The 11776-nt window shown below is 65.8% G+C and carries 10 protein-coding genes; 3 read left to right on the forward strand and 7 right to left on the reverse strand.

The genetic code is table 11. The features are described 5' to 3' along the window. Window positions 1–36: 36 nt before the first annotated feature. From KRR26_RS31385 to KRR26_RS31410, 6 genes are all read right to left on the reverse strand, one after another. On the reverse strand, window positions 37–534 hold the full coding sequence (locus KRR26_RS31385) for a DUF2247 family protein (RefSeq protein WP_217081603.1): 498 nt from the start codon (window positions 532–534) through the stop codon (window positions 37–39). Between the two features lie 75 nt (window positions 535–609). Beyond that, entirely contained in the window at window positions 610–1053 is a 444-nt protein-coding gene (locus tag KRR26_RS31390; protein ID WP_217081604.1) for a hypothetical protein, read from the reverse strand. A 73-nt stretch (window positions 1054–1126) separates the two neighbouring features. Beyond that, the gene (locus tag KRR26_RS31395) at window positions 1127–1438 is read right to left on the reverse strand and encodes a hypothetical protein (protein ID WP_147422957.1); all 312 of its coding nucleotides are present in this window, start codon (window positions 1436–1438) and stop codon (window positions 1127–1129) included. A gap of 48 nt (window positions 1439–1486) precedes the next feature. Beyond that, window positions 1487–1948: a barstar family protein gene (locus KRR26_RS37875; RefSeq protein ID WP_199723779.1), complete on the reverse strand. Its 462-nt coding sequence runs from the start codon at window positions 1946–1948 to the stop codon at window positions 1487–1489. 1315 nt (window positions 1949–3263) lie between these two features. Further along, window positions 3264–3956 (reverse strand): hypothetical protein, encoded by a 693-nt coding sequence (locus KRR26_RS31405; RefSeq protein ID WP_217081605.1) that lies wholly within the window; start codon window positions 3954–3956, stop codon window positions 3264–3266. Next, a complete protein-coding gene (locus tag KRR26_RS31410) occupies window positions 3953–5503 on the reverse strand; it encodes an AAA family ATPase (RefSeq protein WP_233576903.1) in 1551 nt (516 codons plus the stop codon). The genes KRR26_RS31405 and KRR26_RS31410 overlap by 4 nt, the downstream gene beginning before the upstream one ends. A gap of 225 nt (window positions 5504–5728) precedes the next feature. Between KRR26_RS31410 and KRR26_RS31415 the strand changes: the two genes are divergently transcribed. After that, complete coding sequence (locus KRR26_RS31415; RefSeq protein WP_217081606.1) at window positions 5729–6115, forward strand: response regulator; 387 nt, start codon at window positions 5729–5731, stop codon at window positions 6113–6115. Window positions 6116–6118: 3 nt separating this feature from the next. Here KRR26_RS31415 and KRR26_RS31420 read toward each other — a convergent pair whose 3' ends face one another. Next, window positions 6119–6391, reverse strand: a complete 273-nt coding sequence (locus tag KRR26_RS31420; RefSeq protein WP_120206210.1) for a hypothetical protein — start codon at window positions 6389–6391, stop codon at window positions 6119–6121. Between the two features lie 189 nt (window positions 6392–6580). On the opposite strand from KRR26_RS31420, the gene KRR26_RS31425 reads away from it, so the two are divergent. Together KRR26_RS31425 and KRR26_RS31430 are read left to right on the forward strand one after the other, a co-directional pair. Next, on the forward strand, window positions 6581–7264 hold the full coding sequence (locus KRR26_RS31425; RefSeq protein ID WP_120206211.1) for a response regulator: 684 nt from the start codon (window positions 6581–6583) through the stop codon (window positions 7262–7264). An 86-nt stretch (window positions 7265–7350) separates the two neighbouring features. Next, window positions 7351–11772 (forward strand): hypothetical protein, encoded by a 4422-nt coding sequence (locus KRR26_RS31430; protein ID WP_217081607.1) that lies wholly within the window; start codon window positions 7351–7353, stop codon window positions 11770–11772. Window positions 11773–11776 lie beyond the last annotated feature (4 nt).

An 11776-nucleotide genomic window follows, 5' to 3' on the forward strand; every position in this document is an offset into this window, starting at 1 on the left:
GATGACCGTCGCTACCTCGACATGGCCTTGCTGACTTCAAACCCAGGCACCGCTGAATGATGCCGCCAAGGAGCTTTCCTCCCCCGTACCCCCTCCGAACCGACTACACACGATTCGGGACTTGACCTCAGAAGGCATGTATCGGACGAACGGGGCAATTCCCCCTGGATACCCGAAGTCGGCATAGATCTCCTCGACCTTCTGAAGGGGATCGGAGAATCGCGCCTTGGCGAAGAGCACCCAGGCCAAGGCCAAGTAGAGCCACTTGCCCTGGAGCTCATCGAGCGACTGGCTCGACTCACCGTTGGCGAGTGCCTCCACATGACAACAAGGCGACTCCCTCTTCTCCAAGCCCGCCAAATCGACGAGAGCCCGTGCAGGATTCTCCTCGCTCCCCAGTTGCTCCACCGCCATGTCGACAGGCAGCTCGAAAGCAATGAGCTCGTTGTCCATGCCGAAGAGGACCTCGCGCCAAGTCAGTCGCGTCCTCTCCCGAATGAAGCCATACGAAATGTTGAGCTTCACCAGATCCATGGAAGTCCTCAGACTACGGCAGAGCGTTGAGCGGATCACCAGTCCAGTCTTCGCACGAGGGTGAGCTCCCGTGCGTCACGTCCGACTGGCCTCGGCCAACGTCTCGGCGCTGAGCACTGCCTGCTCGCGGAACCGCAGGTCACGCAACACAACGCGCGTCAGGACCTCCACCACCCGTGCGGGCAGGTCCGTGACACGCACGGGAACCTCTGGCGCCGCGACCAATCGATAGGGGCCTCCGAAGAAATCGGAGTCGAATGCGAACAGGCCCCGCTCCGCCATGAGCCGCCACGAGTTCGTGTACTCGGACGTCAGCGAGGGGGCGAAGCGGGCTGTTGTGGTTGCCGGCGAAGCCTCCAGCGCCTCAATCGTGGCGCCGAAACTCTCCGCATCCGCCAAGAAGCCATCGGGGGCATAGCCACCCCCAGCGGTGCTGAAGAAGCCAACGTGGCCATCGGCGTCCACGGCGAGCCAGTCGTACTCCAGCCCACGAATATCGTCAGCAGTCTTCTGGGTCACGATGCGATTCACAAGTCGATCTTGATACAGAGAATGGAAACGAGAGCAAGGCCCTGCTCGCAGCGGCGCGTCATTAGCGCTTCGTCAATCGAGTCAGCATGGACTCACACGCAACGCGAAGCTGCGCCTCGACTCGCCCAAGATAGGCTTCTTTCAAGCGATCCACTTCTTTGAGCGCCTCCTTGTTCCATTGAGTTCGCACTTCTCCCAGAGGGATATCGTCCGTCTCCGATTCAATCGCGACAATCACCAGGAACTCCGCCGGGGCAATCCGCTCAAGTTCTCTAGCGTGTGCCACCAGAGTCCGACAGCCCTGGAGCAAGTCGAGTTGCCCGGCGAGCATGAGTCCGAGCGTCCTCTCAATCTGGGATGATGCCGTCGCCATGATTCCCCTCTTGGACTTCACCGTCAGCTCAACGACTCGCCCGCGCACTCACGAATGGAGGAGTTCGAGCACGCGATGTCGACTCCACTCTGGGAGCACGATAGCCAGTTCATAGGACCCAAGCGGCTTCCAATCTCCTGCCGCGAACGCGAGCAGGTCTACGTAAGATGAGAGTTCCTCCGACGTGAGCACGGGTAGGGCCTCATGGACCAAGACGATTCGACCTGGAGGGAGCCACGATAGATCTCGCAGACAGTCCGAGAGCGCATCCCAGTTCATGCCAAACCAGTCCGGCATCCGGAGCGCTTCCGCGAGGGCACGCATCAACTGCTCCTTGCCAACAATACCCAGCGGCACTCGACCGATGTGGCTCCCCTCCGGACGGAATTGACCTGGGTCGGCGACAAAGCAGAATTTCATGGGTTGCACAGTCATGGTGTCGCGAAGCTTCGCGGCGAGGCCGCTGACCGCCGAAGAGTCGGGCTCCGCGACCGTTGAGGCCGCAGACATTCCTCAAAAGGTTCAGCCTCTGTCGACCGGGTGCAGTACGAGATCGATGCTGTAATTCCCGGACCTGACCTCTTCAATGGATTTAACCCAGTCAGACCATAGAGCCGGATCCGCCGGCGATCCGTTAGACAGGAGCGCCATCGAGCCAAGCAGTCCGCCAAGCGCGTCGGGCCCCGTGAATTCGTAGAGACGCTCCAGGGAACGGCGCATCGAGGCATGCGCTTCGCGGACTGTGAGCATTTCCTCTGGGTTCATTTCGCGTCCAGGTGCTTGAGCGTCAGCAAGTGGTGTTCAAGTCCGAAACTTCGAACCGCTTCGTGTAGATGCGGATCTCGTCGCCGGTCGAATGGGTGAGAAGCTCAGTCCCAATGCGCAGCAGTGTGTCGCCCAAGTCAAAACCCACTAATTACGGAGAGTCGCAAGTCTTGAGCCCAACAGCGAAACCTTCGAACTCAATCACATCTCCGCTCTGCACTTCGATCTCAAGTCGCTTCCGCCCATTCTCTAGAGAAGAGAGACGAACTTCATTGATTGACACGCTTGGCCCCCAGGGCTGCTCACGGGGGCAGAGCAGGAGCGTCGTCCTCTGATCTGAATTTCGACACTACGCGAAGGGCGCTCGCTCAGCAACACTCGAACCAGCGTCTCACCCGATGCCCACTCAACTGTCACATTCAGAATCGTTGCAATCTGAAGACGCGGCAAATCGCTACTCGCAACATGCATGACATTACCCACGATGCGCGGAACTGATACCTGCGACGACGTTCCCTTCCATATCGCAAGCCAAGTAGCCACTTTTCCACAGACACTGCATGACACCGTGGAGGTCGGTGAGTATGAGCAACCACTCCACTCGCCGCTGATGCAGTTCTTCGTTCCCGTGCATTGGCCGGTTCCGCATGAGGCAGTCTGCCCATCCATGCAGGACGCCATCACATCCGCCGATAACCCCAGGGTGAAAGACAATACTGCCCGGACATTGAAAATGACCTGAAACCCAATCGTCGCATCACCGTATGACCTCCGGGACTCCCCCTCACCGGTTCTGACTCGAAAACGGCAGACGCTAGTGGCGGCATTCTCGGCTGTCCAGCAACCGCGAGCGAACTGCGATTTCCTCGCTGGCTATCCGCTGCGCAAAGGATTCCTTGAGTTTCCTTTGAAGGGCTTCTCTAGCGATGAGGCGTCCTGGTTGCGGTAGAGAGCCCCTACGGCACGGCAACTGCAAATCCTGAAGGACAGAGCAGGCACCGAGGCCAGGCGAGCACTAAGCGACCTCGAACCTCTCAGGTCTCTTTCTCAGGCGACCAGCTCAGCGTCTCCAGCCGCCGATGCTTCGCCTCGGCAGGAAGAGGAGCAACAGGAGGAAGGACAGTGCCCTTCCGATGGACCTCACGGACATGGGGCCGTGGCCCGCCATCCACAGCGCCCCGAGCCCTACCACCACGACCGTGCCCCACCTCACGCGTGGGTCCGGTATCAATGACAACAGCGCGGTCCCCACCGTGGTGTGCTCACCCATCCGACTCCACCGGGAACTCGCTCGCTCCTCCGCGCGCAGCTCGTCCAACATCCGACCGTAGCGCTCAGCCTCCTCGCGCCGCTCGGCGTCCGCTCGCGCCAGTCCTCCCGCTTGCGCCGACGCTCGCTCCGCCTCCCTCGCCTCTCGCTGCGCCTTCCACCGCTCCGTGTTCGCCGCCTGCTGCTCCGGTGAACCCAGGTCCGCGCCGCACACGCCGCACGTGGCGGCGAAGCGCCCGTTCTCGGACTCGCAACGCACGCACCTTGGAAAGTCCAGCGCCGGCTCCTCGTCCGTCAGCGCCAGCGGCTCCTGCCCCTTGAAGCGCTCCAGGTGAGCCTCCGGCACCCCCGTCTCTCCTGCTACCGCCTCTCGCTCCGACAGCGCCTCGAACCGGCCACTGCTCTCCAACGACGACGCCTGTGGCGCCCCTCGCTCGGGACGCTCGCGCTCCAGGTTCAGGAAGCGTGAGAGCCTCGACTTCATGAGCCGCCCTCACCCATGACTCCGTCCGACGCGGGCCGGGTCCTCCCTCGCGCCCAGTCCCTCAAGCGGTCGATCTCCGACTTCATCGTCACCGACAGCGGGAACGTCTCCTGGATGGCTCGCGCCAGGTGCCGCTGCTCCAGCTCCGTTCCCTCCGCGAAGGCTTCGTACAATCCGGCAATCACCGCCTGCTCTATCTCCGCGCCGCTGAAGCCCTCGGTCAGCTCCGCCAGCGCGTCCAATCCAAAGTTCGCGGGGTGCCGCTTCCGGCGCTCCAGGTGGATGCGGAAGATGTCTCGCCGCTCCGCCTGCTCAGGCAGGTCGATGAAGAAGATCTCGTCGAAGCGACCCTTGCGCAGCACCTCGGGCGGCAAGCCATCGATGCGGTTCGCCGTAGCCACCACGAACACCGGCGCGGTCTTCTCCTGGAGCCACGTGAGCAGCGTCCCAAACACTCGCGCGGACACCCCGCTGTCCGCCGTGCTCGACGACGCCACGCCCGACAATCCCTTCTCAATCTCATCCACCCACAGCACCACCGGCGCCACGCTCTCCGCCACGCGGATGGCCTTGCGCAGATTCTCCTCCGACGAGCCAATCAGCCCACTGAAGATTCTCCCCATGTCCAACCGCAAGAGCGGCAGGTTCCAGTGCGCCGACACCGCCTTCGCCGTGAGGCTCTTTCCACACCCCTGCACGCCCAACAGCAACAACCCCCGAGGCTCGGGCAACCCGAACTGCCTCGCGCGCTCTCCAAAGGCAGCCGTGCGCTGGCTCAACCACGCCTTCAGGTTCCGCAAGCCCCCCACGCTCCCCAGGCTCTCCTCCGGCGGGTAATACTCAAGCAACCCGCTCTTGCGAATCACCTGCCGTTTCTCGTCCTGGATGCGCTTGATGTCCTCGGGCCCCAGCTTCCCATCCGCGACGATGGCCTTCGCGAAGGCGTTCTCCGCCTCCGACAACGTCAATCCCAATGCCGCCTTGATGAGCTGATCCGCCGTCTCGCGCGACAGCTCCACCGTCGCCTTGTTGCCCTTGCGCACCAACGCGACAATCTCTTTCAAGAGCCGCAAGAGGTCGTGGTAGTCCGGCAGCGGCACGTCGACGACCGAGACTTCCTTCTCCAGCTCGACCGGGATGTTCAGCGTCGGCGACAGCAGGATGACCGTCGTGAAGGTGCTCTTGAGGAAGTGCGCCAGTTCGCGCAGCGCGCGCACCACGCTTCGGTCCTCGAGGTAGGCATGGAAGTCCTTGAGCACCACCAGCGCGGGCTCGTTCAGCTTCTCGATGGCCGCCAGCGCCTCATGCGGGTCTCGGGTCGCCTCGGGCTGCGCGGGGCTTCGCGCGCCGCCCATGTTGCGCAGCCCTCGCGTGACGGACCAATGGAAGACGGCCTTGCCATGCGAGCGCGCCAGGTCCGCCAGCACCGCCTCCACCCGGTGCTCCTCCCACGACACCAGGTAGAGCAACGGATAGCGGGCCCGGATGAGGATATCGAGCTCCTCCAGCCACGGCGCGGTGGCGGGAGGACGCGGAGCGGGAGCCATGGACACCATGCCCCTGGTATAGCCCGCCCCAGGGCTCCCCGCGTTCCGGGGAGGGTGTTCAAGAAGGCTTCAGCTCTGCAACCAGGGAAGCCGAGAACACGGTTTGACGCACCGCGCATGGCAACCGGTGCACATGCGGGGCGTCCAGTCGTCAACGGGCCGACGTTCGGACGAGCCACGGACTTCCCCACCCCTTCGCGCAGGGTGAGTCTTCGCGCTGCCCATATGCCCACGCGCAACCTCATCCTTCTCGTCGAAGACCATGCCGACAGCAGAGAGATGCTGGAGGAGTTCCTCACGCTCGAGGGCTTCAACGTGGAGGTCGCCTTCAATGGACTCCACGCATGGGAGCGATTGAGGCGCCCGCCTTACCCGGACGTCATGCTGCTCGACTTGATGATGCCGGTGATGAGCGGTTGGGAGCTGATGGAGCGCATCCTCCAGGAGCCGTCCCTGCGCCGCCTGCCCGTCATCGTCGTCTCCGGCGCGGGCGCCACCCGCCCCGCCCCCGACGGCATCCTCGCCTCCATCCCCAAGCCGCTGGACCTGGAGGAGCTGGTGCGCGCGCTGTCTCCCTTCCGGCCGCTGCGCGCGATGGAGGCGTCGTTCTGATACTCAGGACAACGACGAGGGAGGGAATGAGCCCGAGGACTCGGGCATGAGCAGCTCGGTCAATCGCAGCAATCCCTCGCGCTGCTCCAGCCGGTAGCGCACCCGGAAGCCCGAGGCCAGGACGGCCATGCCCGTCCAGCCCGGCTCCAGCGTCTCGCCCACGGGCAGCGTCACGGGGAGCGCCCCCAGCTCCGCTTGGAGTTGCTCCCGCATGGACGCGCTGAAGCCAGACAGCACCCGGAGCACCCGAGCATCGAGTTGGAGACGGAGGGCCATGGTCCGTCACAAGCTGCGCACCTCGGGGTGACTGAACAAGACGGTCCCGTCGTGCAGGGAACGCGTCGGCTTCCCATCCCCGCCGAGTCCAAGAAAGCCAGCAGTGTCCAGCAGCCAACGCTGGGGGTGGGGTTGTCCGTGACAAACCCTTGGCCGCCCCGGGGGGAAGCTGCTCTGCTCCACACAGACATGTCTGGCCAGCAGCATCTGCTCCTCGTCGAGGATGACCGCGAGTGGCGAGAGGGTGTGGGACACGTGGCCCGTGCCGCGGGCTTCTCGGTGTCCCTGGCGACCGACGGTGCCGAGGCGCTCGACTGGTTGGGACGCAATCCGCGCCACCATCATCCGGACCTCATCCTGATGGACATGGTGCCTCCACGCGTGGAGGGCTGGGCCTTGTATGGCCGGCTGCGCACGGACGCGGCGCTGCGCCACCTGCCGCTCATGTTGATGTCCTCCACCGAGGGCCCGCCCGACATGGCGCTGGGCGGCGTGGTGGGCATCCTGCGCCGTCCCGAGCGACCCGAGGCGCTGGCGGGCACGCTCTACCCGCACCTGAGAGACCTGCGCCTTCGCGAGCGCCCCGAGACGCCCGCCCCCTACGCGCTGCGCCTGCCAGATGAGAGTCTCTACGCGCTGCACGCCCTGCCCGCGCCCGTGCGGCACGCGGTGCGCCTGCACCTCTTGCGCGCCGCCGAGCTGGCCGCCACCGAGGCGCCCCGGACGTCCCACTGGCTCATGGCCCTCCCCAGCGCTCAGCCCTCCCTGTTGGTGACCGTGGAGGGGGTCCGCGTGGTGCTGGAAGTGGATGACGCCGCGCGCGCGCTCACCGCCAGCCTGGTCATCATCCCCTCACATCTGCGCGGCGCCTGAGGCGCTCGCCCCCGTCTCCAGCGAAGAAAAAGAGGGAAGAAAACGCCTGCTCACCGTTCCCCCCGGAACCAAGGAGTGGACCGAGCATGCGTTTGAACTGGAATCCCCGGCCCGGGCTGGGGAGGCTGTGTGCACTGGTGTGCGCACTGGCTGCCGTGGCCTGTGGCGACATGGGCGCGCCCGCCCCCGAAGAGACTCCCGACGACACGGTGATGGCCACGGCGCAGCCCTTGGCCTTCTCGTCACCCATGAGCTTCGACGAGCTGCGCGGCCTGCCCCTGGCGCCCTCGACGCTGGACATGACGGTGCAGGACCTGCTGCGCGTGCTGCCCTCGCCGCGCTTCGATGACCTGCGCGGCGTCCTCAGCACCAAGCACCAGCCCGCGGACAAGGTGCGCCTGGTGTCTGCCTATGCCCGGGACTACCCGGTCTTCCTCAAGGGCAATCAGGCCCTGCTGCCCAACGCGGACGGCGTGTTCGCCACGCAGTCCCCCGTCATCACCTGGGACACGCTGGGCGGCGGCGCGTGCAGCACCTCACACGCCTGCGCCAAGCTCTACGAGCCCACCACCGAGCTGCAGGACTACGCCGCCATCGTCATCGTCGCGCCCCGCGTGGAGCTGGCGGGTGCGGTGGAGACGGGCGGGACGAGCCTCATCATCGCGACGGGCGAGTTCGACTCGCATGACTTTCCGCTGCGCACCTCCCCGGGTGTCCGCGACGCGCTCCCGGACCCACCGGACGGCACCGTCGCCCCCTCGGGCCGCAATGGCCGCAACGCGGGCCAGTTCGTCCTCTACGCCAACGTGCTCCGCGGCGTGCGCGTCAACGCCACGGGTGAGAAGGGCGAGGACGGCAAGGATGGCAAGGATGGTCAGGCCTCCGGCATCACGACGACCCTCACCGGCAGCCCCGGCCCCACCCCCACGGTCACGTGCAAGCTGGGCTCGATGGTCAAGCTGCCCCAGAGCGGTGGCAATGGCGGCGCGGCCGGGCGCTCGGGCGACATCATCGTCCGGTACACCGGCATCGTCGGGCGTGGCCTGGTGCGCGAACCCCAGAAGTCCGCGTACGTCACGCCCGAGCAGTGCTTCACCGACTCCAACCTCCACTGCCAGAGCTTGAAGTGCCGGTGGAACCCCTCCATCGCGCTCTGCGACATGCTGACCGAGGCGGACAACGCCCAGTGCTCGGACGGCATCGACAACGACCACAACGGCTACACGGACTGCGACGACTACGCCTGCAGCAAGAACCCCCACGTCACGGTGTGCCCGGAGTCCTCCTGGTCGCAACTCCAGAAGGAGGTCTCCGCCGAGGCGTGCAGTGACGGCGTGGACAACGACGGCGACGGGAAGGTGGACTGCGCGGATCCGCAGTGCAGCGTGCGCTCCATCTGCCAGTCGAGCCACGTCGCCAACGGCGAGTTCTCCGAGCAGGCCTGCTCCAACGGCATCGACGATGACGGCGACGGCTACACGGACTGCCAGGACAACGGCTGCAAGGCTTCCGCGACCAACTGCGGCGGCTCGGGTGAGGGCGGCGAGGACAAGTGCGCCGACGGGCTCGACAACGACAACGACGGCCTGCCGGACTGCGAGGACCCGGGATGCTCCGGCACCGCCACGTGCAACCTCGGACCGGCCATCGCGTTCACCAGCGGCATGGAGGAGTCCACCGAGGCCGCCTGCCAGGATGGCCTGGACAACGACCTGGACGGCGACATCGATTGCGCGGACCGCGAGTGCCAGGTGAATCCGCGCGTCACCTCGTGCGGCAGCGAGCGCACGCTCCAGAACTGCACGGACGGCATCGACAACGACGGCGACGGGAAGGTGGACTGCGCCGACCCGGGCTGCGCGAACAACCCCTACGTGAAGGTGTGCGATGCCCAGTACTACCCCTTCCTCCAGGAGAGCACGACCGCCACGTGCACGGACGGCCTGGACAACGACGGGGACCACTACGTCGATTGCGCGGACTACCAGTGCCTCAACAATCCGCTGGTCGCCGTCAGCGCCTGCGGCATCCAGGAGAACACCTTCGCGGCGTGCAGCGACGGCGTGGACAACGACGGCGACGGGAAGGTGGACTGCGCGGACGACAACTGCGCCTACAACCCCTTCTACGGGGACCTGCTCTGCCGCTCGACGGTGCAGACAGGCCATGACGTGTCGCTGAGCTCGCCATACAACGGCCACTTCACGGACCTGGCCGCGGAGTTCATCAACCCCGCGCCCGCCGTCGGCCGCTACGGCAAGCGCGGCAACCGCGCGAGCATCACGGTGCCCGTCATCGTGCAGGAGGCCCCCACGGGCTCGTGCGAGTTCTATGACGACTACCTCTGTCAGCCGCACAACGAGACCCGCACTTGCTACGTCGGCCCCTCGGCCAACAACGGCACGGCGGGCGCCACTGGCACGCCGGGCGCGCAGAAGACCCTGCGCGTGGCGCGCCGGGACGTGGACATGCTGCGCGCGCTCCTCGCGCCGCAGACGTGGCGGGTGAGCGCCGCGCACGGCAACGCGCTCTTCAAGCGCGGCGAGCTGCCGTCGGCCTCGTTCCAGTACACCCAGGCGGTCATGGAGATGAGCGGCATCCTGTCCCAGGCCAAGCTGGACTGCGACGTGGCGCCCACCGGCAAGCCCTTCCCGGACGTGTACCTGCACGGCGCGCTGTGCCCCATCCTCCGGCACGACGTGACGAAGCTCAGCTACATCCAATCGCAGCGCAACTTCTTCGGGTTGGCCAAGGACATGCCGCTCAACCCCCACGTGCGCTACGAGCAGCGCCGCACGCAGTTCAACACGCTGTACAGCGTGCTCGACAGCTCCGTGTCCAAGTGGTTGACCCTGTCCAACAGCTTGCAGCTGACGGCGTGGATGACGCAGCACCAGGGCGAGCTGAACAACGAGGTCATCGCCCTGGCCGCGGACCTCGCCACCGCGGACCAGCGCGTCACCGTGGCGTCCGAATCCGCCAACGCGCTCCAGACGGCCATCGCCAACCGCAAGGCGGCCATTGACTTGCTGACGACGGACATCCAGACGACGGATGCGCGCATCAAGGAGAAGTACGCGGCGCAGACGAAGGGCTTCGGCGACTTCCTGCTGGACCTGGTGGGCTCGGTGGCCTCCGCCTACGGCGGCCAGTTCCTCGCGGCCGTGGCGGGCAAGGCCGCGGATGCCCTGTGGAACGAGGTGAAGAACAGCTTCAAGTCCGAGTCGAGCAGCACGCCCGTGCCCGGTTCGGGCCCCGCGAGCCATGACGACAACTCGCTCCTGTCCGGCCTCTGGGACGCGCTCTCCGGCGCCGCCGCCGACGCGGCCAAGAGCAAGCCCTTCAAGGACAAGCTGAAGACGGGCGGCACGCAGCTGTGGGACATCATCAGCGGCAACCAGAAGACGGCGCCTCGGAGCGTCATCTCGGACGAGGTGAAGAAGGAGATCCTCAGCCAGTCGCAGGTGGAGATGACCCTGGACCTGCTGGACCTCCAGGCCCAGGTCACCAAGGCCCAGGCCGAGTACAAGCTGGCGATGATGGAGCGGGACACGGTGCTGCTGCGTCAGCGCAACGCGGTGGCGGCGCGCGACGCGCTCCAGAGCATCGTGGACTTCGGCACCGGCACCGAGCTGCGCGGGTTTGACCAACTCCTGGTGGGTCAGCAGGTGTACTCCACCGCGACGCGCACGCTGGACGAGCTCATCTACCGTTACTGGGAGCTCATCCGCGTGGCCGAGTACCAGTACCTGCCCTTCGACCCTGCCACGGGCGACAGCGCCATCCCGACGGGCTTCCTCACGACGTATGACTTCAACCTGCTGACCTATCCGGACATGCAGACGAAGCTGGTGGCCCTGGACGACCTGCCCACGCACACCGTGCAGAGCCAGACGCTGTACTACCGCCGCGTGCCCGCGACGTCCTTCCACGCGCTCACGGTGGATGAGACGACGCGCATGAAGGACCTGGGCTCGCTCACCACCGCGCATCCCACCCTGGTGGGCGCGCGCTTCCAGGTGACGACCTCGGACCTGGCCGCCACGCCCGCGCTCGCGGCGCGCAACGGGCACCGCGTGCGCAACGTGCGCGTCAACCTGGTGACGGACACGGGCGCGCCGGTCTCCGTGGATGCCTTCCTGGTGCGCGACACCGTGGATGCGTTCCAGATGGGCACGTACGTGGCGGAGTTCGAGCTGGTGGACGTGGACCGCTTCCCCAATGGCAACCCACGCTCGGTCCTGCACTACATTCCGTTCACCGCGTGCGTCTCCACGCCGCCGGTGTGCAACGTGGCGGATCCAAGCTGCGCGACGCCCTTCCAGAACGCGGCCTTCTCCGACACGTGCAGCGTGGCGCCCAGCGGCTCCACGCCGGACAACAACTCGTTCTATGACCGAAGCCTGCTCGGGGAGTGGATGCTGGTGATGGACGCCTCCAGCTACACCGCGCTGGGCACGGTGCGCGCGGCGGAGGTCGTGTTCCAGGCCACGGGCACTCCCATCTAACCCC

The organism is Citreicoccus inhibens, assembly GCF_019039035.1.
Taxonomy (GTDB): Bacteria; Myxococcota; Myxococcia; order Myxococcales; family Myxococcaceae; genus Citreicoccus; species Citreicoccus inhibens.